Source organism: Azospirillum sp. SYSU D00513 (assembly GCF_017356015.1).
Taxonomy (GTDB): Bacteria; Pseudomonadota; Alphaproteobacteria; order Azospirillales; family Azospirillaceae; genus Azospirillum.
The window spans coordinates 21,223-42,961 of sequence record NZ_JAFIQV010000008.1 but is presented as its reverse complement, the minus strand read 5'-3'; the positions used below and the strand labels follow the sequence as shown (position 1 = coordinate 42,961).

General features: G+C 68.6%; 21 protein-coding genes and 1 other RNA gene. 16 read left to right on the top strand and 6 right to left on the bottom strand.

The window, feature by feature from the left end; genetic code table 11:
* The first annotated feature begins 69 nt into the window (after positions 1–69).
* The 6 genes from JUB11_RS08180 (at position 70) to recR (ending at position 5,730) form a co-directional block, all read left to right on the top strand.
* Complete coding sequence (locus JUB11_RS08180; RefSeq protein WP_207458029.1) at positions 70–1,263, top strand: phosphoglycerate kinase; 1,194 nt, start codon at positions 70–72, stop codon at positions 1,261–1,263.
* Positions 1,264–1,809: 546 nt separating this feature from the next.
* Positions 1,810–2,229, top strand: a complete 420-nt coding sequence (locus JUB11_RS08175) for a response regulator (RefSeq protein WP_207458028.1) — start codon at positions 1,810–1,812, stop codon at positions 2,227–2,229.
* A gap of 38 nt (positions 2,230–2,267) precedes the next feature.
* An RNA gene (ffs, locus tag JUB11_RS08170) (signal recognition particle sRNA small type) lies at positions 2,268–2,365 on the top strand.
* Positions 2,366–2,462: 97 nt separating this feature from the next.
* Positions 2,463–4,352: a DNA polymerase III subunit gamma/tau gene (locus tag JUB11_RS08165; protein WP_207458027.1), complete on the top strand. Its 1,890-nt coding sequence runs from the start codon at positions 2,463–2,465 to the stop codon at positions 4,350–4,352.
* A gap of 3 nt (positions 4,353–4,355) precedes the next feature.
* The gene (locus JUB11_RS08160; RefSeq protein ID WP_207458026.1) at positions 4,356–4,679 is read left to right on the top strand and encodes a YbaB/EbfC family nucleoid-associated protein; all 324 of its coding nucleotides are present in this window, start codon (positions 4,356–4,358) and stop codon (positions 4,677–4,679) included.
* A gap of 457 nt (positions 4,680–5,136) precedes the next feature.
* The gene (gene recR / locus JUB11_RS08155) at positions 5,137–5,730 is read left to right on the top strand and encodes a recombination mediator RecR (protein WP_207458025.1); all 594 of its coding nucleotides are present in this window, start codon (positions 5,137–5,139) and stop codon (positions 5,728–5,730) included.
* Positions 5,731–5,823: 93 nt separating this feature from the next.
* Here the strand turns inward: recR and JUB11_RS08150 are convergent, their stop codons facing one another.
* A complete protein-coding gene (locus JUB11_RS08150) occupies positions 5,824–6,363 on the bottom strand; it encodes a cytochrome c family protein (RefSeq protein ID WP_207458024.1) in 540 nt (179 codons plus the stop codon).
* A 235-nt stretch (positions 6,364–6,598) separates the two neighbouring features.
* Between JUB11_RS08150 and JUB11_RS08145 the strand changes: the two genes are divergently transcribed.
* The 3 genes from JUB11_RS08145 (at position 6,599) to JUB11_RS08135 (ending at position 8,874) form a co-directional block, all read left to right on the top strand.
* Positions 6,599–7,396: a 3-deoxy-manno-octulosonate cytidylyltransferase gene (locus JUB11_RS08145; protein WP_207458023.1), complete on the top strand. Its 798-nt coding sequence runs from the start codon at positions 6,599–6,601 to the stop codon at positions 7,394–7,396.
* Positions 7,397–7,424: 28 nt separating this feature from the next.
* Complete coding sequence (locus JUB11_RS08140) at positions 7,425–8,291, top strand: prephenate dehydratase (RefSeq protein WP_207458022.1); 867 nt, start codon at positions 7,425–7,427, stop codon at positions 8,289–8,291.
* Positions 8,292–8,361: 70 nt separating this feature from the next.
* Positions 8,362–8,874 carry a DUF29 domain-containing protein gene (locus tag JUB11_RS08135; protein ID WP_207458021.1) on the top strand — a complete coding sequence of 171 codons (513 nt, stop codon included), beginning with the start codon at positions 8,362–8,364 and terminating at the stop codon, positions 8,872–8,874.
* A gap of 6 nt (positions 8,875–8,880) precedes the next feature.
* Here the strand turns inward: JUB11_RS08135 and nudC are convergent, their stop codons facing one another.
* Complete coding sequence (gene nudC, locus JUB11_RS08130) at positions 8,881–9,813, bottom strand: NAD(+) diphosphatase (protein ID WP_207458020.1); 933 nt, start codon at positions 9,811–9,813, stop codon at positions 8,881–8,883.
* Between the two features lie 141 nt (positions 9,814–9,954).
* On the opposite strand from nudC, the gene hisN reads away from it, so the two are divergent.
* The 6 genes from hisN to JUB11_RS08100 all read left to right on the top strand — a co-directional run bounded on the left by hisN (position 9,955) and on the right by JUB11_RS08100 (position 17,571).
* Positions 9,955–10,737, top strand: coding sequence for a histidinol-phosphatase (hisN, locus tag JUB11_RS08125; protein WP_207458019.1), 783 nt, complete (start codon positions 9,955–9,957; stop codon positions 10,735–10,737).
* A 20-nt stretch (positions 10,738–10,757) separates the two neighbouring features.
* Positions 10,758–11,285, top strand: coding sequence for a hypothetical protein (locus JUB11_RS08120; protein WP_207458018.1), 528 nt, complete (start codon positions 10,758–10,760; stop codon positions 11,283–11,285).
* A 58-nt stretch (positions 11,286–11,343) separates the two neighbouring features.
* Positions 11,344–13,173 (top strand): extracellular solute-binding protein, encoded by a 1,830-nt coding sequence (locus JUB11_RS08115; protein WP_207458017.1) that lies wholly within the window; start codon positions 11,344–11,346, stop codon positions 13,171–13,173.
* Positions 13,174–13,392: 219 nt separating this feature from the next.
* Entirely contained in the window at positions 13,393–14,508 is a 1,116-nt protein-coding gene (locus JUB11_RS08110) for a microcin C ABC transporter permease YejB (RefSeq protein ID WP_207458016.1), read from the top strand.
* A gap of 53 nt (positions 14,509–14,561) precedes the next feature.
* Positions 14,562–15,653 carry an ABC transporter permease gene (locus tag JUB11_RS08105; RefSeq protein WP_207458133.1) on the top strand — a complete coding sequence of 364 codons (1,092 nt, stop codon included), beginning with the start codon at positions 14,562–14,564 and terminating at the stop codon, positions 15,651–15,653.
* Positions 15,654–15,945: 292 nt separating this feature from the next.
* Positions 15,946–17,571, top strand: coding sequence for an ABC transporter ATP-binding protein (locus tag JUB11_RS08100; protein ID WP_207458015.1), 1,626 nt, complete (start codon positions 15,946–15,948; stop codon positions 17,569–17,571).
* Here the strand turns inward: JUB11_RS08100 and JUB11_RS08095 are convergent.
* Positions 17,546–18,169, bottom strand: a complete 624-nt coding sequence (locus JUB11_RS08095; RefSeq protein ID WP_207458014.1) for a pseudouridine synthase — start codon at positions 18,167–18,169, stop codon at positions 17,546–17,548. The two genes, JUB11_RS08100 and JUB11_RS08095, sit on opposite strands and share 26 nt — an antisense overlap.
* Positions 18,170–18,230: 61 nt before the next feature.
* Between JUB11_RS08095 and JUB11_RS08090 the strand changes: the two genes are divergently transcribed.
* Positions 18,231–19,157: a glyoxylate/hydroxypyruvate reductase A gene (locus JUB11_RS08090; protein WP_207458013.1), complete on the top strand. Its 927-nt coding sequence runs from the start codon at positions 18,231–18,233 to the stop codon at positions 19,155–19,157.
* An 11-nt stretch (positions 19,158–19,168) separates the two neighbouring features.
* Here the strand turns inward: JUB11_RS08090 and JUB11_RS08085 are convergent, their stop codons facing one another.
* From JUB11_RS08085 to fliG, 3 genes are all read right to left on the bottom strand, one after another.
* On the bottom strand, positions 19,169–20,023 hold the full coding sequence (locus tag JUB11_RS08085; protein WP_207458012.1) for a C40 family peptidase: 855 nt from the start codon (positions 20,021–20,023) through the stop codon (positions 19,169–19,171).
* Positions 20,024–20,057: 34 nt separating this feature from the next.
* Positions 20,058–20,474: a MarR family transcriptional regulator gene (locus JUB11_RS08080; protein ID WP_207458011.1), complete on the bottom strand. Its 417-nt coding sequence runs from the start codon at positions 20,472–20,474 to the stop codon at positions 20,058–20,060.
* Positions 20,475–20,625: 151 nt separating this feature from the next.
* Positions 20,626–21,648, bottom strand: coding sequence for a flagellar motor switch protein FliG (gene fliG / locus JUB11_RS08075; RefSeq protein ID WP_207458010.1), 1,023 nt, complete (start codon positions 21,646–21,648; stop codon positions 20,626–20,628).
* Between the last annotated feature and the right edge of the window lie 91 nt (positions 21,649–21,739).

Genomic DNA, 21,739 nt, shown 5'->3' with positions numbered 1-21,739 from the left:
ATAGGTTTCACGCTGTGTTTCGCTGCCCGAAAAATACGAGCAACCACACCGTTTAAGGGGAACGCGGCCATGTCCGATTTCAACACCATCGACGACTTCGACGTGCAGGGTAAGACCGTCCTGGTCCGCGCCGACCTGAACGTGCCGATGCAGGACGGCAGGATTTCCGACACGACCCGCATCGACCGCCTGGCCCCCACCCTGACGGAGCTGGCGAAGAAGGGCGCCAAGGTGGTGATCCTCTCCCACTTCGGCCGCCCGAAGAACGGCCCTGACACCAAGAACTCCCTGCGCAACGTGCTGGACGGGCTGAGCCAGGCCGTCGGCCAGCCGGTCGCCTTCGCGGAGGATTGCGTCGGGCCGGCCGCCAAGGAGGCCGTCGCCAAGCTCCAGCCCGGCGGGATGCTGCTGCTTGAGAACACCCGCTTCCACCCGGAGGAGGAGAAGAACGAGCCGGGCTTCGTGAAGCAGCTCGCCGAGCTGGGCGACCTCTACGTCAACGACGCCTTCTCCGCCGCGCACCGCGCCCACGCCTCCACCGAGGGCGTCGCCCGCCTGCTGCCGGCCGCCGCCGGCCGCCTGATGCAGGCCGAGCTGGAGGCGCTGACCAAGGCGCTGGAAAAGCCGGAACGCCCGGTGGCCGCCGTGGTCGGCGGCGCCAAGATCTCCACCAAGCTCGACCTGCTCGGCAACATGGTGCGCAAGGTGGACATGCTGGTGCTCGGCGGCGGCATGGCCAACACCTTCCTCTACGCCCAGGGCACGGACGTCGGCGCCTCGCTCTGCGAGAAGGACATGGCCGACCAGGCCCGCGCCATCATGGAGACGGCCAAGGCGTCGGGCTGCGAGATCCTGCTGCCGAAGGATTTCATCGTCGCCAAGGAGTTCAAGGCGGGTGCAGCCAACCGCCCGGTCCCGGCCGACGGCATCGGCACCGACGAGATGGCGCTGGACGTCGGCCCGCAGACCATTGAGTTCGTCGGCATCAAGCTCCAGGGCGCCAAGACGGTGGTCTGGAACGGACCGCTCGGCGCCTTCGAGATCGCACCCTTCGACGCCGGCACCAACGCCGTCGCCGGCCTCGTCGCCGAGCGCACGAGCGAGGGTCGCCTCCTGTCGGTCGCCGGCGGCGGCGACACGGTCTCGGCGCTGTCCCATGCCGGCGTCGAGGAGAAGTTCACCTACATCTCCGCCGCCGGCGGCGCCTTCCTGGAATGGCTGGAAGGCAAGGACCTGCCGGGCGTGGCCGCGCTGAAGAAGTAAAGCGGCGCAGCAGCCGCTCGCCAGGATGCCGGACTGAAGCCTCTCCCCTTCAGGGAGCTGAAAGGGTGCGCGGTCCGGCATCTGCCGAACTCAAAGTTCCCCTCACTCCACCCCGACGACTACGGCCTGCAAACTTCTGCGCCGCCGCAAGTTATTGATGAAAAACCACTTTTCCGTCATCCCCGCGAAAGCGGGGATCCAGAACTCCCCAGTGCGTGCTGTTCGTGCGGACCCTGGATCCCCGCGTCCGCGGGGATGACGGTTAAGCTGTTGGTTCCCTAACAAATGCCGCGTTGGGGGATATGTGCGGGCCGTAGCCCCGAGGGTAGCCCGACCATCGGCAGCGATCATTCGTTCTTCTGCGCGCTTGCCTGCTGCGGTCGGTGCGGTTGTCGGCGGAACCGCACTATTTCCGGATGAACCCCGGTCCGGCAGCCCCGTCAAGCCATGCCCAGATATGTTGAGCCGGACGCACGCGGGGGGTATCCTCCCCGCATCCGTACGTCTTCGGCTCGAAGGCGTTTCCTTCGGCAGGACCGTCCCCGCATGTCATCCGTTCCCTCGCCGTCCGGCGCGCCGGTCGCCCATGTCCTGGTGGCCGAGGACATCCGGATCAACCGGGAACTGGTCGTCTATCTGCTGACGCTCGGTGGCTACGCGGTGAGCGCGGTCGAGAACGGGGAGCAGGCCGTCGAGGCGGTGCGCCGGGGCGGGGTGGACCTCGTGCTGATGGACCTGCACATGCCGGTGATGGACGGGCTGGCGGCAACCCGCGCGATCCGCGCCCTGCCCGGCCCGGAATCGGGCACCCCCATCATCGGCCTCTCGGCCGGCACCCATCCCAGCGAGACCGCGGCACAGCGCGAGGCCGGCATGGACGGGCTGGTGACGAAGCCGGTGGACCGGGCCACCCTGATGGACAGCGTCGCCGGGCTGATTGCGGAACGCCGGAAGGCGTACGAATAACCTTGCATCGGGCGCGCGGCTGTCCGATATAGACGCCGGGAGGTTGGCGGCGGACGGGTCCCTCGCCAACCCGGTCAGGTCCGGAAGGAAGCAGCCGCAACGAGTTTCGGCTCGGGTCGTTTGTCCAGCCTCCCACCCTCTTCCGACAGATCAAGCGAATTGTTGCGGCGACAGCGCCGCGCCATGCCGCTATTGTTGCGGTCCGTTCCGAAGCCGACGTTCAGGCCAGCCGCGTGACCGACACCACCATCGACGAAATCTCCGCATCCGCCGGTTCGTCCAACCCGCCCCAGGGCGGTCTGGCCTACCGGGTCCTGGCGCGCAAGTACCGCCCGAAGAGCTTCGACGAGCTGATCGGCCAGGACGCGCTGGTCCGCACCCTGACCAACGCGATCAATTCCGGCCGCATCGCCCAGGCTTTCATGCTGACGGGCGTGCGCGGCGTGGGCAAGACCACGACCGCCCGCATCATCGCCCGCGCGCTGAACTGCATCGGGCCGGACGGCAAGGGCGGCCCGACCGTGACACCCTGCGGCGTCTGCGACAACTGCCGCGCCATCGCCGAGGACCGGCACGTCGACGTGATGGAGATGGACGCCGCCAGCCACACCGGCGTGGACGACATCCGCGAGATCATCGACGGCGTCCGCTACTCACCCGTCAGCGCGCGCTACAAGCTCTACATCATCGACGAAGTCCACATGCTGTCGAAGAACGCGTTCAACGCGCTTCTGAAGACGCTGGAGGAGCCGCCGAGCCACGTGAAGTTCGTCTTCGCGACGACCGAGATCCGCAAGGTCCCCGTGACCGTGCTATCGCGCTGCCAGCGCTTCGACCTGCGGCGCGTGGACGCCCAGGTGCTGAAGGAGCATTTCACCCGCGTCACCCGGCAGGAGGGCGCCGAGATCGAACCGGACGCGGCGGCGCTGATCGCGCGGGCCGCCGACGGGTCGGTGCGCGACGGGCTGTCGCTGCTCGACCAAGCCATCGCGCTCGGCGGCGGAACGGTCAGTGCGCAGCAGGTGCGCGACATGCTGGGTCTCGCCGACCGCTCGCGCGTCATCGACCTGTTCGAGGCGGCCATCGGCGGCAAGCCGGCCGAGGCGCTGGACATCCTGTCCGACCTGCACCGCGTCGGCGCCGACCCCGTCGTGATCCTCCAGGACCTGCTGGACCTCGTCCACAGCCTGACCCGCCTCAAGGTCGTGCCGGACACCGCCAACGATCCCACCCTGCCCGAAGCCGAGCGCAGCCTCGTCGGCGCGCTGACCGGCCGTCTCGGCATGCCGGCGCTGACGCGGGGCTGGCAGCTGTTGCTGAAGGGGTTGGGCGAGGTGCAGGCGGCCCCGGTGCCGCAGCAGGCGCTGGAAATGGTCATCGTGCGGCTGTCCTACACCGCCGACATGCCGACACCGGGCGAGCTGATCCGCCAGTTCCAGAACGCCGGCTCCGGCGGCGGGGCCGGGAATGGCGGGGCCGCGCCGCGCGGTCCTGGCGGCGGGCCGGTGGCGATGGCCGGCGGCGGCGTGCGCGCCGTGGCCCGCCCGGTCGAGGCGCCCGCCGCGCAATCCGGCCCCCAGCCCGCCCCCCAGCCCGCCGTCGCGCAGGCCGCGGCACCGGCCGCCGCCCTGGCCACTGCCGAAGCGCTCGTGCCGATGCCCCGCGACTTCCGGTCGCTGGTGCAGGTCTTCGCCGACCAGCGCGAGGGCATGATCTTCGGCCATCTCCAGAGCAGCGCCCATTTCGTGCGGATGGAACCTGGACGGCTGGAGTTGCGGCTGGAACCCTCCGCCCCGCCCAACCTGACCAACCGCGTCGGTCAGCTCCTGACGGAATGGACCGGCCAGCGCTGGGTCGTGGTGGTGTCCGACTCGCCCGGCCAGCCGACCCTGCTGGAGCAGGAGAGGATCGCCGAGCGGCAGGCGCGGGAGGAGGTGGAATCCAACCCGGTGGTCCGCGCCGTGCTCTCCGCCTTCCCCGGCGCCAGGATTTCGGAGATCCGCGACATCGCGGCGACGGTCGAGGACGATCCGATGGTTGCGGATGACGGGGAGAGCCCCGACCTTATGATTCAGCAGGAAGACGGGGTTTATTACCCCCTCGACGATGAAGGAGATTACTGACCCATGAAGAACCTCGGCGAGATGATGAAGCAGGCCCAGCAGATGCAGGCCAAGATGCAGGAGATGCAGTCTCGGCTGGGCGACATCGAGGTGACGGGCCAGTCCGGCGCCGGCATGGTCACCGTGACGGTGAACGGCAAGAGCGAGATGAAGAAGATCAAGCTCGACAAGGGCGTGGTCGACCCCGAGGACATCGAGGTCCTGGAAGACCTCATCGTCGCCGCCTTCAACGATGCCAAGAACAAGGTCGAGCAGCAGGTGGCCGAGGAGACCTCCAAGCTGATGGGCGGCCTGAAGCTGCCGCCGGGCATCAAGCTGCCGTTCTGATCGGTCTTCGGCTGCTGCGTCGCATACATTGCGACACAGCAGTTGAGCATATACAGGCACTTAACCGTCACCCCCGCGAAACGCTCTCGGCGAATGCCACGGGCATTCGCCTGCCGCGTCAGCGCAAACGAAGTTTGCGCTGACGCGGGGGTCCAGAACACTCTTCCACAGCGTTCGACCCGCAGCCTTCTCGATCCCCGCTTTCGCGAGGATGACGGGAAAGCAGTTTTTTTGGCTGTCTACTGTAGAGCAGCCTATGCGGCCGCTGCTGCCCCTCTGACCAGAGGGAGCAAAAGCGCGGCCCCACCGCCTTTGAATTTACCCTCGAAAGACATATATATAAACGCGCGTAGACGGCGGCGGCTTCACCCAGGTGTCCCCGCCCCCCGCGACGCGCGTGCTCGAACGCTTGCCGGCCCGCGCTCGCCCTATCATCGCTTCCCGGTAAGAAGACCTCATGATCGGACAAGAAATCGAGCGGCTGATTCAGCTCCTGTCCAAGCTGCCGGGGCTGGGGCCGCGGTCGGCGCGGCGGGCGGCGCTGCATCTGATGAAGCGGCGGGACAGCCTGCTGGTGCCCCTGTCGGAGGCGATGGCGCTGGCCGGCGAATCGATCCGCAACTGCTCGGTCTGCGGCAACCTGGACAGCCGGAACCCGTGCAGCGTCTGCGCCGACCCGACGCGCGACCGCTCGACCATCTGCGTGGTGGAGGATGCCGGCGACCTCTGGGCGTTGGAGCGCTCGCGCGCCTTCCGCGGCACCTACCATGTGCTGGGCGGGACGCTGTCGGCCTTGCAGGGCGTCGGGCCGGACGACCTCAACATCCCGTCGCTGGTGGAGCGCGCCAAGAGCGCCGAGGTCAAGGAGATCATCCTGGCGCTGAACGCCACGGTGGACGGGCAGACCACCGCCCATGTCGTGACCGACCGGCTGGCCGGGGCGGAGGTCTCCATCTCGCGCCTGGCGCACGGCGTGCCGGTCGGCGGCGAGCTGGACTATCTGGACGATGGCACGCTGATGGCCGCGATGAAGGCCCGACGCCCGCTCTGACCGGCTTTTTCACGCTTTGAAAAAAGCCCAAACGAAAAACGGCCGCCTTTCGGCGGCCGTTTTCATGTCCGGAGCCCTTGTGCGCCGCCCCGCTCACTGCGGCAGCGGGACCGGGCTGTCGCTCAGGCTGCGCAGGTAGGCGATGAGGTTCGCGCGGTCCTGGTCCTTCTTCAGGCCGGCGTAGGTCATCTTGGTGCCCGGCGCGTAGGCCTTGGGGTTGTACAGGAACTCGTTCAGGCCGGCGTAATCCCAGTTGCCTTCCTTGCCCTTGATGGCGTCGGAATAGGCGAAGCCTTCCACGTGGCCATGCTTGGAGCCGACGACGCCGTAAAGGTTCGGGCCGACCTTGTTGGCGGCGCCCTTTTCGAAGCTGTGGCAGGAGGCGCAGGCCTTCGCCACGTTCTGGCCGGCGGCCGGGTCGGCGCTGGCGAGCAGCGGCTCGATCGGGGCCGGGCCGGCCGGGGCGTCACCGGCGGCGGCGGTCTGGCTCATGCCCTCGGGGATCGGAACCGCGTAGGCGTTCTTTTCCGGCGTCTCCGCGTGCACCAGCAGTTCGGCGACGAAACCGCACATCATGGCGATCAAACCCGCCAGCAGCACGGCGCCGAATGCCTTGTTCCACTCCATGCTCATCGCGTCTCAAATCCCTTCCGTGACTTTAAGCCAGAGGCTGACTGGCCGGTGTTAAGGCGTTTGGCGGCACCATAGCGCTTGGAAAACAGGTTGTCACCGGCCCGGCCTCCTGCCGGCCGATTCCGACCGCGCGCGCCCTATGTAGCCTTTCCGAACCTTGACGGGAAGAGGGATCCGTGGTTCACCGCCCGCGACCTTTTGCCCCTCCCGCCACACAATTCAGGGCGACCGCGCCATGGCTTCCGCGACCCGTGCTCCGAACGGCACCCCGGCCGGCACTCCGGCCAATCCCCCAAGCAATCCAATCGTCATCATTCCCGCCCGCATGGCCTCGACCCGCCTGCCGGGCAAGCCGCTCGCCGACATCGCGGGCGCGCCGATGATCGTCCAGTGCTGGCGCCGCGCCATGGAGGCGGGCATCGGCCCGGTGCTGGTGGCCGCCGCCGAGCCGGAGATCGTGGCGGCCGTGGAAGCCGCCGGCGGGCGCGCCGTGCTGACGAGGCCCGACCATCCCTCGGGCTCCGACCGCATCTTCGAAGCGTTGCGGCTGATCGACCCGGACGGGCGGCACGACGCCGTCGTCAACGTGCAGGGCGACCTGCCAACGGTGGAGACGGAGACGGTGCGCGCCGCCTTCTCCCCCCTGGCCCAGGCGGCCGTGGACATCGCGACGCTGGCCGTGCCGATCGCGCGGGAGGAGGAGCGCACCGACCCCAACGTGGTGAAGGCGGTGCTGGAGCTGGCGCCGGGCGACCGGGTGGGCCGCGCGCTCTATTTCACCCGCGCCACCGCCCCCACCGGCGAGGGGCCGCTCTATCACCACATCGGCCTCTACGCCTATCGCCGCGCCGCGCTGGAGCGCTTCGTCGGGCTGCCGCCCTCGGTGCTGGAGCAACGCGAGCGGCTGGAGCAGCTGCGCGCGCTCGCCGCCGGCATGCGGATCGACGCGGCCGTCGTTGACGCGGTTCCGCTGGGTGTCGATACTCCCGCCGACCTGGAGCGCGCCCGCGCGATCCTCGCCGGCCGCGCCTGAGACACTCTTTTTCAAAAGACCCTTCCCCATGCCGAACTCGAACGTCATCGCCTTCCAGGGCTTCCACGGGGCCTATTCCGACCTGTCCTGCCGGACGGTCTTCCCGGACATGACCACCCTGCCCTGCGCGACGTTCGACGACGCCTTCGCCGCCGTGCGCGACGGGCGGGCGGCACTCGCCATGATCCCGGTGGAGAACTCGCTGGCCGGGCGCGTCGCGGACAACCACTATCTCCTGCCGGAAGGCGGGCTGCACATCATCGGCGAGCATTTCCACCGGGTCCGCCATCAGCTCCTCGCGCCGAAGGGGGCGACGCTCGCCGGGCTGAAGACGGTGCGCAGCCACATCCAGGCGCTGTCCCAGTGCCAGAACACCACGCGCGAGCTGGGGTTGAAGGCCATCACCCACGCCGACACGGCCGGGGCCGCAGCCGAGATCGCCAAGCTGAACGACCCGCAGCACGCCGCCATCGCCTCCTCGCTCGCCGCGGAGATCTACGGGCTCGACATCCTGAAGGCGGACATCGAGGACGCTCAGCACAACACCACCCGCTTCCTGATCCTGGCGCGCGAGCCGAAGATCCCGCCCGCCGGCTCCGGCACCATCATGACCACCTTCGTCTTCCGGGTGCGCAGCGTGCCCGCCGCCCTCTACAAGGCGCTGGGCGGCTTCGCCACCAACGGCATCAACATGACGAAGCTGGAAAGCTACATGATCAACGGCCGCTTCACGGCCGCCCAGTTCTACGTGGACGTCGAGGGCCACCCCGACGAACGTTCCCTCCAGCTCGCGCTGGAGGAGCTGTCCTTCTTCGCCCGCGAGGTGAAGATCCTCGGCGTCTACCCCGCCAACCCTTTCCGGCACCAGGAAAGCCAGATGCAGGGCGAGGACTGAGACGCTTGTCCGCCCGTCACGGCTTCCGGGCGCGGGTGACGCGGCCCGCTGACGGGCCTATATTGAGCCCATGACGAAGATCGCGCCCCGCCCCGTCGCCGGCTCCTCCACCGCCGATACGGCGCGCGGGGAGCTGTACGAGGCGGATTTCGCCCTTTGGATCGACCGCCAGGCGGCTTTGCTCCGGTCCGGCCGGATCGGGGAGGTCGATCACGGCAATCTCGCCGAAGAGCTGGAGGACATGGGCAAGCGCCAGCGCCAGGATCTGCGCAGCCGCCTGGAAGTGCTGCTCGCCCATCTCCTGAAATACGAGTTCCAGTCCGGCCTGCGCATGGGAAGCTGGCTCGGCACCATCGCGGAACAGCGCGCGCGCATCGAGGATCTGGTCGAGGAAAGCCCGAGCCTGCGTCCTGTGCTTGAGAGCTTGGCCGGGGAGGCGACATTCTACGACCGCGCCCGGCGGCAGGCCATTCTGGAAACCGGCCTGCCCGCCGCCAAATTCCCGCACGCCAATCCCTACGGCGCGCGGGCGCTCGACCGGGATTTCTGGCCCGGCGAAGGCCCGCACCCCGACCTCGGCTGACGCCCCTTATTCCTCCGCGATCCACTCGTCCAGCAGGCGCCGCGCGATGGAGTCCTGGCGCGGCAGGCGGAACTCCTCGCCGTTCGTGCCGCGGCTGGTGACGTCGCGCAGGAAATCGCGCGTGAACCAGCGCGCCGATTCCAGCTCGTTCTCGTCCACCCGGATGTCCAGGCTGACCGCCCGCGCCGAGAAGCCCAGCATGATGGAAGCCGGGAAGGGCCAGGGCTGGGAGGAGTGATACTGGACGTCCGTCACCGGAAGGCCGACCTCCTCCATCACCTCGCGCGCGACCGCCTCCTCCAAGGCCTCGCCTGTCTCCACGAAGCCGGCCAGCACGGAATGCATGCCGGGCGGGAAGCGCGCGTTCCGGCCGAGCACCACGCGGTCGGCCCCGTCATGGACCAGCATGATCACGGCGGGGTCGGTGCGCGGGAAATGGTGCGTGCCGCAGTCCGGGTTGGTGCAGAGCCGGACATGGCCGCCCTCGCCCCCTTCGGCGGGGGCGCCGCAGACGCCGCAGAAATGATGGCGCGCGTTCCACCAGGTGATGCCGCGGGCGTAGGCGCAGAGCGACGCCTCGCCATCCGGCATCAGCGGGCCGACGGCCCGCAGATCCTCGAAGCGCCCGTGGCCCGCCAGTGCCGGATGCTCCTCCGGCGCCTCCAGCCCCTTGAGATCCGCCGACAGGTCCAGCGCGAAAAGCGGCGCGCCGTCGGCCAGCCCGAGGAAGACGGGCGCTGTCTCGAAACCGACCGGCAGCGGCAGGAAGACGGCGCGCGGCGCTTCCGCTGGGCCGCCGACGAGGCTGCGCCCGCCGGAGACGACCAGCGCGCGCGCCCGTGGCGAGGCCTGCGCGTCGGCCAGCCAATCCGGGTCCTTGCGGCGGTGGGCGGCGCGATCGATCGGGCCGCCCGCGTATTTGTTCAGTCGCTGGGTCATGGGAGAGAGGCTGCCACAGCCATGCCGCCGCGGAAAGAGGATGGCGCTGGGGACTGCCTTTCCTTGTTTGCGGGGGCCGCGACGGCGATTAGGATGCGCCACCCTTCCCCCGAGCCCCATCCACAACCGAGCGGTGCCGTGATGACCGAGTCCTGTCCCGACCAGTTCGTGCAGCTTGCCCTGCGCATGGTCGAATCCAGCGGCAGCGTGATTCGCCAGTATTTCCGCACGCCCGTCGCCGTGGACGACAAGGCCGACCAGTCCCCCGTCACCATCGCCGACCGCGAGGCCGAACGCGCCATCCGCGCGATCATCGAGGCGGAGCGGCCGGACGACGGCATCTACGGTGAAGAGTTCGGGACCAGGAACCTCGACGCCGAATGGGTCTGGGTCATCGACCCCATCGACGGCACCAAATCCTTCATCACCGGACGCCCGATCTTCGGCACGCTGGTCGCCCTGCTGCGCCATGGCCGGCCGGTGCTCGGAGTCATCGACCAGCCGGTCACCGGCGACCGCTGGGTCGGCGCCGCCGGCCGCCGGACGACCTTCAACGGCGCACCGGCGTCGGTTCGCCCCTGTCCCGCCGGGCTGGCTGCGGCGACGCTCGGCACCACCTCCCCCGACCTGTTTCCCGGCGGCGATCTCGCCGCCTTCCGGCGGGTGGACGCGGCGGCCAAGGTCACCGTCTATGGCGGCGACTGCTACAGCTACGGGCTGCTGGCGGCGGGATTCTACGACCTCGTCATCGAATCGGGGCTGAAGCTGTACGACTTCGCGGCGCTGGTACCGGTGGTGACCGGGGCCGGCGGGCTGATGACCGACTGGCAGGGCCGCCCGCTCGACGCCGATTCGAACGGCCGCGTGGTTGCCGCCGGCGGCCCGGCGCTCCACGCCGAGGCGCTGAAGGCGCTTGCCGGCTGATCCTCCGTTTTGGAACCGAAATGACCGCCATCCCCACCCCCGCCCGTTCCGTCTTCGAAACCTCGCCGGAACGGCTTCATCCCTTCCTGAAGTCCCTGTCCGACCGCGTCGTGGACGGGCCGAACTGGCTCGTCCGCAAGAAGACGGTCTGCGACCTGATGCTGGGTCTCGACGCCTTCTTCGCCCTGCCCGCCGCCGAGCGCCGCGCCATGCTGAACGAGACGGCGGAGGAGAGCCCCGATTCCGAGCAGGGTCCCGGCGACTTCCGCCGCGTGCTGCCGCTCTACGTCGCCGCGATCCTGGAAGGGCTGAAGGAGGAGCGGATATCCGGCGCGGAGCAGGCCGCGGTCTATCTCCTGTCGCTCCATCCCGAGCACAAGGAGGCGGCCGAGCAGTGGATGCTGGCCGATCCGCGCAACGCCAAGGCCGTGCGCAAGATCATGCGGACCGACCGCCGCTACGCCCAGCTTTCCAAGCGCATGGCCGGCCACTGGCAGGAGATGCTGCGCAAGGGCTTCGCCACCGAAGGCGGCGCGCAAGGCGCTTGACCTCGGCGCGGACGTGGCGATCTATCGGAAAGGCCCTTTCCCTTCCGAAGGACTGCCGATGCGCCGTGCCCTTGCCGTGATGCTCACCGCCTTCGCCCTGTCCGGCGCCCAACCAGCCGGGCTGGCCGGGGCCGAGACCGTGCAGGCGCTGAAGCAGTTCGGGGAACCCATGTTCAAGCCGGGCTTCACCCATTTCCCGCATGCGAACCCGGACGCGCCCAAGGGCGGCGCCGTCACGCTGGCGGCACCCGGCAGCTTCGACAGCCTGAACCCGATCATCCTGCGCGGCGTCATCCCGCGCACGCTGGGGCTGATCGCCGACCCGCTGATGACCGGGTCCGGCTGGGAGCTGGACGCCGCCTATGGCGTGCTGGCGGAAAGCGTGGAGTTGGCCGAGGACCGGAGCTGGGCGGTCTTCCGGCTGCGCGACAAGGCGCGCTGGCACGACGGCACGCCCATCACGGCGGGCGACGTGGTCTTCGCCTGGGACTCCATCCAGGCGCACGGTTCGCCCTTCCTGCGCAGCTTCCTGGACCGGGTGGAGCGGGTGGAGGCGCCGGACCCGCGCAGCGTCCGCATCGCCCTGAAGACCCGGGGCGAGATCAAGCCGATCCTCGATTTCGCGACCTCCATCGTTCCGCAGCCGAAACATTGGTGGACGGCGAACGGGCGCGACATCTCCAAGACGACGCTTGAGCCGCCTCTTGGCAGCGGCCCCTACCGCATCGCCTCGGTCGATCCCGGCCGCTCCATCAGCTACGAGCGGGTGGCCGATTATTGGGGCAAGGACCTGCCCACCACGCGGGGCTTCAACAATTTCGGCACCGTGAAGGTCGATTTTTACCGCGACGACGACGTGATGTTCGAGGCCTTTAAGGCCGGCGCCTATGATTTCCGGGCGGAGAACCGGGCACAACGCTGGACCATCGGCTACGACTTCCCCGCGGTGAAGGATGGCCGGGTCGAACGCCGGGCCATCGCCAGCGAACTGCCGCTCGGCGCGCAGGGCTTCCGCCTGAACACACGGCGCGCCAAGTTCGCCGACCCCAAGGTGCGGGAGGCGCTGGGCTACCTGTTCGATTTCGAATGGATCCGGAAGAACATCCTCTACGGCCAGTACAGCCGCACCACCTCGAACTTCCCGAACTCCGGCTTCGGCGCCAAGGGGCCGCCGGCCCCGGAGGAGCTTGCCCTGCTGGAGCCCTGGCGCGGCAAGCTGCCGGAGCGGGTCTTCACCCAGCCCTTCGAGCCGCCGGTCACCGACGGGTCCGGCAACAACCGCGCCCAGACGCGCGAGGCCCTGCGGCTGTTCCGGGAGGCCGGCTGGGAGCAGCGCAACGGCAAGCTGACGAACGTCCGCAGCGGGGAGCCGCTGACCATCGAGTTCCTGGACGGCAGCGGGGCGCTGTCCCGCGTCATCCAGCCCTATGTGGAGTCACTGCGGAAGGTCGGGATCGACGCCAGCTACCGGATCGTGGACACGGCCCAGTTCCAGGCCCGCACCGACGAATTCGACTTCGACGTGGTCATCGCGAACTTCAACTTCTTCACCCCGCCGGGAACCGAGCTGCGCAGCTATTTCGGCTCGGCGTCGGCGGAGGTCAAAGGCTCGGCCAACTACGCCGGCATCCGGGAACCGGCGGCCGACGCGCTGATCGAGGCGGCACTCGCCGCCAAGGACCTGGAATCGGTGCAGGCCGCCACCCGCGCGCTCGACCGCGTGCTGCTCTGGGGCTTCTACATGATCCCGCACTGGTACAACCCGGAAAGCTGGGTCGCCTACCGCACGGTCTTCGGCTGGCCGGAGACCAGCGCCAAATACGACCTCGCCTTCCGCAACAACGGCTTCCCGGCGACCTGGTGGTTGGACCCGGCCAAGGCGAAATGAGGCGCCGGTCCGCGGATACGGCCGATGGTACGCCTTGATATGGCCACAAGCCGGCGCCTACCTTAAGCGTGGGCTTGGCCGGAGGCCGGCGATGCCGCGCCGTTCCGTTTGGAACCGTTGCCGTTGCTGTCGGTTGCGCCCTAGGAGTGAAGGACGAACGCCAAGCCGGCCGGCGCGAGGCCGGACGAGACATCATCAGGGGAGGCCCGGGCAACCGCGATGCTGGCCTACATCATCCGCCGCCTGCTGCTGATCATCCCGACCCTGTTCGGGATCATGGTCATCAATTTCATGATCGTTCAGATCGCCCCTGGCGGGCCGGTCGAACAGATGATCGCCCGGGTCCAGGGCACGGCGGTGGATGCCACGGCGCGCGTCGGCGGCACGGCCACCGGAGACGCCGGGGGCAGCGCCCAGAACCAGGCACCCGGCGGCAGCAACGATCCCGGCGGACGCTACCGCGGCGCCCAGGGGCTCGACCCGGAATTCATCAAGCAGCTCGAGCGCGAATTCGGTTTCGACAAGCCGCTGCACGAGCGCTTCATCCACATGATGTCGAACTATCTGGTCTTCGACTTCGGCAACAGCTATTTCCGCGACCGCAGCGTGGTGGACCTCGTGCTGGAGAAGATGCCCGTATCCATCTCGCTGGGGCTGTGGACGACGCTGATCGTCTATCTGGTCTCCATCCCCCTGGGCATCGCCAAGGCGGTGCGCGACGGGCAGCCCTTCGACGTCTGGACCAGCGGCATCGTCATCGTCGGCTACGCGATCCCCAGCTTCCTGTTCGCCGTGCTGCTGATCGTCGTCTTCGCGGGCGGGCGCTATCTCGACTGGTTCCCCTTGCGCGGGCTGACATCCGACAATTGGGGCGACCTGCCCTGGTGGCGGCAGATCCTCGATTATTTCTGGCACCTGACCCTGCCGGTCTTCTCCATGGTCATCGGCGGCTTCGCCGGTCTGGTGATGCTGACCAAGAACTCCTTTCTGGAGGAGGTCGGGAAGCAGTATGTCGTGACCGCCCGCGCCAAGGGCCTGACCGAGCGGCGCGTTCTGTACGGACATGTCTTCCGCAACGCCATGCTGATCGTCATCGCCGGCTTTCCCGGCGCCTTCATCGGCATCCTCTTCACCGGCTCCATGCTGATCGAGGTGATCTTCTCGCTCGACGGGCTGGGGCTGCTGGGCTTCGAGGCGGCGATCAACCGTGATTATCCCGTGATGTTCGGAACGCTCTACTTCTTCACGCTGCTGGGGCTGATCATGAACCTGATCGGCGACATCACCTATGTGATGGTCGATCCCCGCATCGATTTCGAATCGCGGAGGGTGTGATGGCGGCCTCCGCATCCAAGACCGAAACCTACAGCGGCGACCGTTTCCTGGGCATGCGCGTGACCCCGCTGACGCGCCGGCGCCTGTCGAATTTCCGGGCGAACCGGCGGGGCTTCTGGTCCCTGTGGATTTTCCTGGCGCTCTTCCTGGTGACGCTCTTCGCCGAGTTCATCGCCAACGACCGGCCACTGCTGATCAAGTACGAGGACGCCTATTACACCCCCGTCTTCAACCGCTACCCGGAGACGGTCTTCGGCGGCGAGTTCGAGACGGAGGCCGACTACCGCGATCCCTACGTCGCCGGGCTGATCGCGGAGAAGGGCTGGATCCTTTGGCCGCCGATCCCCTACAGCTACAGCACCATCAACTACGACCTGCTGGTCCCCGCCCCGGCCCCGCCGTCCGCCCAGAACTGGCTGGGCACCGACGACCAGGGGCGCGACGTGATGGCGCGGCTGATCTACGGCTTCCGCATCTCGGTGCTGTTCGGGCTGGCGCTGACTTTCTTCTCCTCCATCATCGGCATCCTGGCCGGTGCCGTGCAGGGCTATTTCGGCGGCACGACCGACCTGCTGTTCCAACGCTTCATCGAGATCTGGCAGGGACTGCCGACCCTGTTCCTGCTGATCATCCTGTCCAGCATCGTGACGCCGAACTTCTGGTGGCTGCTGGGGCTGCTGCTGCTCTTCTCCTGGACGGCGCTGGTCAGCGTGGTGCGGGCGGAGTTCCTGCGGGCGCGCAACCTGGATTACGTGCGCGCGGCCCGCGCGCTGGGTGCGGGCGACACCACGATCATGCTTCGCCACGTGCTGCCCAACGCCATGGTGGCGACGCTGACCTTCATGCCCTTCATCCTGAACGGCTCCATCACCACCCTGACGGCGCTGGACTTCCTGGGCTTCGGCCTGCCGCCCGGTTCGCCATCCCTGGGCGAGCTGCTGGCCCAGGGCAAGGCGAACCTCCAGGCGCCCTGGCTCGGCCTCACCGCCTTCTTCGTGCTGGCGATCATGCTGAGCCTGCTGATCTTCATCGGCGAGGCGGTGCGCGACGCCTTCGACCCCCGCAAGACCATCGCCCAGCTCGGCACCGGCACCAGCCCCGCCAACGAGGCCACCAAGACCTCCGCCAAGCAGGCGGCGGAATGACGAGGTCGGTTCCAATTCGGCAGCCGTTGCTCCCGTTCCAAGGCGTGGCGAAGCAGCGGTTGAGGGAAAGGCAGCCCCCTACCCGTCACCCCCGCGAAAGCGGGGGTCCAGGACTCCGCCATAGGGATTCTTATGCAGGCTTCTGGATCCCCGCTTTCGCGGGGATGACGGATAAGTGGTTCCCCGTCGGCAACTCGTTGCAAGGCAGCGTGCGCAGATGCAGCAAACGCCCCCAGGAGAGGGTGTTTGCAACGCGTCCCTCCCTCACGTCCCCAAGAAGGCGGAACAGCCCATGACCGAACCCCTCCTTTCCGTCCGCAACCTGCATGTGGAGTTCCGGTCCGGCGGCGGGACGATGCAGGCGGTGAAGGGCGTGTCCTTCGACATCGCCAAGGGAGAGACCTTGGCGCTGGTGGGCGAATCGGGGTCCGGCAAGTCGGTGACGGCGCTGTCGATCCTCCAGCTCCTGCCCTACCCGATGGCGCGGCACCCGCAGGGCTCCATCCGCTTCCGCGACGCCGAGCTGGTGGGCGCCAAGGAAAGCGTGCTGCGGGAGGTGCGCGGCGACCGCATCGCCATGATCTTCCAGGAGCCGATGACCTCGCTGAACCCGCTCCACTCCATCGAGCGGCAGATCACCGAGACGCTGTTCCTGCACAAGGGGCTGACGCGGAGTGCGGCCCGCAAGCGGACGCTGGAGCTGCTGCGGCTGGTGGGTCTGCCAAGCCCGGAGAAGCGGCTGGGCGCCTACCCGCACGAGCTGTCGGGCGGGCAGCGCCAGCGCGTGATGATCGCCATGGCGCTCGCCAACGAGCCGGACCTGCTGATCGCCGACGAGCCGACGACCGCGTTGGACGTCACCATCCAGGCGCAGATCCTGGAGCTGCTGAAGGACCTCCAGCGCCGCTTCGGCATGGCCCTGCTGCTGATCACCCACGACCTGGGCGTGGTGCGCAAGATGGCCGACCGCGTCTGCGTGATGAACCACGGCGAGATCGTGGAGAGCGCGCCCGCCGCCGACATCTTCGCCCGGCCGCAGCACGCCTACACCCAGCGCCTGCTGGCGGCGGAGCCGCGCGGCAACCCGCTCAACCCGCCGTCGGACGCGCCGGAGGTGATGGCCGCCGACAGCCTGAAGGTCTATTTCCCGATCAAGAAGGGTCTGCTGCGCCGGACCGTGGACCATGTGCGCGCCGTGGACGGCGTGTCGGTGGAGGTCCGCCAGGGCCACACGGTGGGGGTGGTCGGCGAATCCGGCTCCGGCAAGACGACGCTGGGGCTGGCGCTGCTGCGGCTGCAGGCCAGCGAGGGGGCGATCCGCTTCGATGGCACGGACATCCAGGGTTGGCAGCCCAAGCGGCTGCGCCCCCTGCGCCGCCAGATGCAGGTGGTCTTCCAGGACCCCTTCGGCAGCCTGTCGCCGCGCATGTCCGTCGGCCAGATCATCGGCGAGGGGCTGAAGATCCACGGAATCGGCAGCGGGTCCGAGCGCGACCGCATGGTCGCCACCGCGCTGGAGGAGGTCGGGCTCGACCCCGCCAACCGGCACCGCTACCCGCACGAATTCTCCGGCGGCCAGCGCCAGCGCATCGCCATCGCCCGCGCGCTGGTGCTGAAGCCGAAATTCATGGTGCTGGACGAGCCGACCAGCGCGCTGGACATGTCGGTGCAGGCCCAGATCGTGGACCTGCTGCGCGACATCCAGGCCAAGCACAATCTGGCCTACCTGTTCATCAGCCACGACCTGCGCGTCGTGCGGGCGCTGTCGAGCCATGTCATCGTCATGAAGGATGGGCGCGTCGTCGAACAGGGGCCGACCCGCCGCATCTTCGAGGAGCCCCAGCAGGACTACACCCGCGCCCTGCTGGCCGCCGCCCTGAACCTGGAGGCGGTCAGGTCCGACGCGGTGCGGACCTGACGGGCCGACGGGCCGGACGGGCGCCGGCAGCGGTTTTCGCACCCGCCCCTGCCCCAGGCACCGGCACCTCCCGCCACTGGCCGGGCGCAAGTCCGTCCAGGGTCCAGTCGCCGATGGACCAGCGGATCAGCCGCAAGGTCGGGAATCCGACGGCGGCGGTCATGCGGCGGACCTGGCGGTTGCGGCCCTCGCGCAGGGTCAGGGCGATCCAGCCCGTCGGGATGCTGGCGCGGTAGCGCACGGGCGGGTCGCGCGGCCACAGCCCGGCGGGCTCCTCCATCGCGCGGGCCTCGGCGGGGAGCGTCGGGCCGTCGTTCAGCGTCACGCCACGCCGCAAGATCTCCAGCGCCTCCTCCGTCGGGATGCCCTCCACCTGCACCCAGTAGGTCTTGGGCAGTTTGTGCTTGGGCGAGGCGATGCGGGCGATCAGCGGGCCGTCGTCGCTGAGCGCCAGCAGCCCCTCGCTGTCGCGGTCCAGCCGCCCGGCGGGATAGACGCCCTTCACCGGCACATGGTCGGCCAGCGTCGCCCGGCCCTCCTGGTCGGTGAATTGCGGCAGCACGCCATAGGGCTTGTGAAACAGGATCAGGCGGGGCAAGGCTTTCTCACGGACAGTCTCGGCGCGCGTTCGGCGCGCCAATCATAACAGCGGGTATCCAATGACGCTTCTCTTCTGCTCCACCTCCGACAACGCCGACCGCTGGGTGGGCGAGCTGCGCAAGCGCGCCCCGAACCTGGAGGTGCGCGTCTGGCCGGAGATGGGCGATCCGGCGGAGATCGACTACGCGCTGGTCTGGAAGCCGCCGCACGGGCTGCTGGCGGGCCTGCCGAACCTGAAGCTGATCGTCTCGCTCGGCGCGGGGGTGGAGGCGCTGCTGCTCGACCCGACCCTGCCGCAAGTGCCGCTGGTCCGCATGGTGACCGACGGGCTGACGCTGGACATGGCGGGCTACGTCGCGATGCAGGTGCTGCGCTGGGAACGCAAGCTCGACGCCTACGCCGAGCTTCAGAAGGCAGGGCGCTGGGAGCCGCTCGGCCACCGGCCGGCGTCGGAGGTCGGCATCGGCATCCTCGGGCTGGGGGAACTTGGGGTGGCCTCGGCCCGGACGCTCGCCAGCATGGACTACCGGGTCATGGGCTGGAGCCGCTCCCCCAAGACCGTTTCCGGCGTGGAGAGCTTCACCGGCGAGGAGGGCTTGCACGCGATGCTCGGGCAAAGCGACCTGCTGGTCTGCCTGCTGCCGCTGACGGAGGACACGCGCGACATTCTGAACGCCGAGCTGTTCGCCCGGCTGCCGAAGGGGGCCGTGGTCATCAACGCGGCGCGCGGCGGCCATCTGGCGGAGGCCGACCTGATCCCGGCCATCGACCGCGGGCATCTGGCGGGCGCCAGCCTGGACGTCTTCGCCGACGAACCGCTGCCGCCGGGCCATCCCTTCTGGGCGCACCCCAGGATCCACGTGACGCCGCACATCGCCGGCATCACCCACCCCTCCCGCGCGGCGGAGACGGTTGTGGAAGCCATCCGGCTGTTTGAGGCGGGACAGCCGCTGAAGAACGTGGTGGACCGCGCGAAGGGCTACTGAGGCAAGAGCGCTTATCCCACCCGCCGGACGGCCAGGATGCCGCCGGCGCGGGTGGGGTCCACCCGCAAGGTCACGTCCTCAAGTGGCTCGACCGTGACGGTCATGGTGAAGGCGGTGGCGTGCAGCAGGCGTGCGGCGTCCAGCATGATCCCGACATGGCCGGGGAAGAAGACGAGGTCGCCGCGCCGGTAGTCGCAGTCCCGTCCGTCGCGGGAGACCAGCTCCCCGACCTCTTCCCGCTGCATGTCGGAATCGCGCGGGCACGGGATGCCGGCGCAGGCCAGCGCGAGCTGCGCGAGCCCGGAGCAGTCGATCCCCCAAGTGGACCGGCCGCCCCACAGATAGGGCACGCCGAGCAACCGCTCGGCGGTGCGAACATGGTCCGGCTCCGCCCAGCCGAGCGGGGACAAGTGCTTGGCGTAGATCCAGCCGCCGTCGGCCAGCGCCATGTAGCCCTTCACCTCATCCGCCACCCGGACGCGGGCACCGAGCGGCAATGCCTCCAGCGGCACACCCTTCAGGTCCGGCTCGGGGAAGACGAATCCGCGCAGGTCGGTCACGACATGGGTCGGGTCCAGTGCGCCGGGGCGCAGCGCCTCCTCCCGCACCCAGCCGACATAGCCATCCGTGCCGTTCTGGCCCCAGGCCCAGCCGTCGCGGCGGTCGTAGACGGTGAAGGTCTCCCCGAAGACCAGTTCGCTGGTCAGGCGCGTGGCCGTGGGGTCGGCACGCATCCCGGCATGGCCGGCGCGGACGCGGTGCGGCTCCCCGTCGGCGAAGCGGGGGGCGTCCACGCGCCCGCGCAGATGGGATGCGGCGAGGTCGGCGCGCAGGGGGTTGCGGCGCGGGTCGAGCGTATCGGTCATGTCGGCTCTTCGGGATGTCGTGCGGTCACGCCCGTCAGGCGTGGATTTCGGCTTCCAGCCGGGCCTTGGCGCTGGCGGCCAGCGCCTCCTCGGCGCGGACGATCTCCATGTCCTCGGCGGTGACGGCGCCCGCGGCGATCACCAGCTCGGCGAAATCGCTGAGAAAGACGCTGCCCTTCACCGTGCGCTGGAGCAGGACGTTGCGCTTGTCCTCCGTGTCGCGCTTGCGGCGGAGCAGCCCCAGCACCGACAGCCGGTCGAGCGCCCGCGTCACCGCCGGCTTGGAAATGTTCAGGGAGGAGGCGAGCCCGCGCACCGTGTGCGGCGGTTCGGTGAGGTAGACCTGGAGCATGATCGCCATCTGGCGCGCGGACAGGTCCGGTCCGTCCTGGCGCACGCTCTCCACCAACGCCGCACGCCACAAACCGAGCGCCTTGATGTTCCGTGCCATAGGATCCCCCGCGCCATGAACGCCCGGCCCCGCCACCGGGCATACCAGTGTCACTCAAGCCGGTGGAGTCGCGCAAGCGTTTCGCAACCGAATCGAGTTTCCACCACCGCGAATGCACAAAAACGGGCCGGCCGGGCGCGGTGCCGGGGCATCAGTAGATCAGTTCGTTCTCGCCGCCGCCCTCGGAGATGACGATCTCGCCGCGGGCGGCGAGGTCCTTGGCGAGCTGGACCATGTACATCTGGCTCTCGTCCACCTCGCGCACGCGGACCGGCCCCATGGCGGCCATGTCCTCGCGCAGGATCTTGGCCGCGCGTTCGGACATGTTGGAGAAGAACAGGTCCTTCAAGGTCTCCGACGCCCCCTTCAGGGCGGTGGCGAGCTTCTGCTTGTCCACCGTGCGCAGCATGGTCTGGACGCCGCCGGGGTCGAGCTTCGACAGGTCCTCGAAGGTGAACATCAGCGACTTGATGCGCTCGGCGCTGTCGCGGTTGCGCTCCTCCAGCGCGGCCATGAAGCGGTGCTCGGTCGTGCGGTCCAGCCCGTTGAAGATCTCCGCCAGCATCTCGTGGCTGTCGCGGCGGCTGGTGCGGGCGAGGTTGGTCATGAACTCGGTGCGCAGCGTGCGCTCCACGTCGTCCAGAACCTCCTTCTGCACGGCCTCCATGCGCAGCATGCGCATGATGACCTCCATCGCGAAGCTTTCCGGAAGCTGGGTCAGCACGCGGCCGGCATGCTCCGGCCGGATCTTCGACAGCACGACCGCGACGGTCTGCGGGTATTCGTTCTTGAGGTAGTTGGAAAGGACCGATTCGTTGACGTTGGCGAGCTTGTCCCACATCGTGCGGCCGGCCGGACCACGGATCTCCTCCATGATCTGGTCGACCTTGTCCTTGGGCAGGGTCTTCAGCAGCAGCCGCTCGGTCGAATCGAAGGAGCCGACGAGAGAGCCGGTCGCCGACATCTGCTCCGCGAACTCGACGAACAGGCGCTCGATCAGGTTGGCCGACACCGTGCCCAGGTTCGCCATGACCTGGGACAGCTCCTTGATCTCCTCGTCGTCCATCATGGCGAAGAGCCTGGCCGAATGCTCCTCGCCCAGGGCGAGCATCAGAATGGCCGCCTTTTCCGGACCGGTGAGGGTGCGATAATCCTCACGAACCTTCAGCGCCATGTCTCGATCCTCTCCGCCGGCCAGGGTGATTACACCCTTTGTTGTACCCCGTACCGAATCGGCAATCCATCCCTTCGGACCGGCGGAGAGG

Excerpts from the sequence above, each read along its gene's own strand:
- JUB11_RS08180 (WP_207458029.1), top strand. The coding sequence starts at position 70 with ATGTCCGATTTCAACACCATCGACGACTTCGACGTGCAGGGTAAGACC.
- JUB11_RS08175 (WP_207458028.1), top strand. The coding sequence starts at position 1,810 with ATGTCATCCGTTCCCTCGCCGTCCGGCGCGCCGGTCGCCCATGTCCTG.
- JUB11_RS08160 (WP_207458026.1), top strand. The coding sequence starts at position 4,356 with ATGAAGAACCTCGGCGAGATGATGAAGCAGGCCCAGCAGATGCAGGCC.
- recR (WP_207458025.1), top strand. The coding sequence starts at position 5,137 with ATGATCGGACAAGAAATCGAGCGGCTGATTCAGCTCCTGTCCAAGCTG.
- JUB11_RS08150 (WP_207458024.1), bottom strand. The coding sequence starts at position 6,363 with ATGAGCATGGAGTGGAACAAGGCATTCGGCGCCGTGCTGCTGGCGGGT.
- JUB11_RS08145 (WP_207458023.1), top strand. The coding sequence starts at position 6,599 with ATGGCTTCCGCGACCCGTGCTCCGAACGGCACCCCGGCCGGCACTCCG.
- JUB11_RS08140 (WP_207458022.1), top strand. The coding sequence starts at position 7,425 with ATGCCGAACTCGAACGTCATCGCCTTCCAGGGCTTCCACGGGGCCTAT.
- JUB11_RS08135 (WP_207458021.1), top strand. The coding sequence starts at position 8,362 with ATGACGAAGATCGCGCCCCGCCCCGTCGCCGGCTCCTCCACCGCCGAT.
- nudC (WP_207458020.1), bottom strand. The coding sequence starts at position 9,813 with ATGACCCAGCGACTGAACAAATACGCGGGCGGCCCGATCGATCGCGCC.
- hisN (WP_207458019.1), top strand. The coding sequence starts at position 9,955 with ATGACCGAGTCCTGTCCCGACCAGTTCGTGCAGCTTGCCCTGCGCATG.
- JUB11_RS08120 (WP_207458018.1), top strand. The coding sequence starts at position 10,758 with ATGACCGCCATCCCCACCCCCGCCCGTTCCGTCTTCGAAACCTCGCCG.
- JUB11_RS08115 (WP_207458017.1), top strand. The coding sequence starts at position 11,344 with ATGCGCCGTGCCCTTGCCGTGATGCTCACCGCCTTCGCCCTGTCCGGC.
- JUB11_RS08110 (WP_207458016.1), top strand. The coding sequence starts at position 13,393 with ATGCTGGCCTACATCATCCGCCGCCTGCTGCTGATCATCCCGACCCTG.
- JUB11_RS08105 (WP_207458133.1), top strand. The coding sequence starts at position 14,562 with ATGCGCGTGACCCCGCTGACGCGCCGGCGCCTGTCGAATTTCCGGGCG.
- JUB11_RS08100 (WP_207458015.1), top strand. The coding sequence starts at position 15,946 with ATGACCGAACCCCTCCTTTCCGTCCGCAACCTGCATGTGGAGTTCCGG.
- JUB11_RS08090 (WP_207458013.1), top strand. The coding sequence starts at position 18,231 with ATGACGCTTCTCTTCTGCTCCACCTCCGACAACGCCGACCGCTGGGTG.
- JUB11_RS08085 (WP_207458012.1), bottom strand. The coding sequence starts at position 20,023 with ATGACCGATACGCTCGACCCGCGCCGCAACCCCCTGCGCGCCGACCTC.
- JUB11_RS08080 (WP_207458011.1), bottom strand. The coding sequence starts at position 20,474 with ATGGCACGGAACATCAAGGCGCTCGGTTTGTGGCGTGCGGCGTTGGTG.
- fliG (WP_207458010.1), bottom strand. The coding sequence starts at position 21,648 with ATGGCGCTGAAGGTTCGTGAGGATTATCGCACCCTCACCGGTCCGGAA.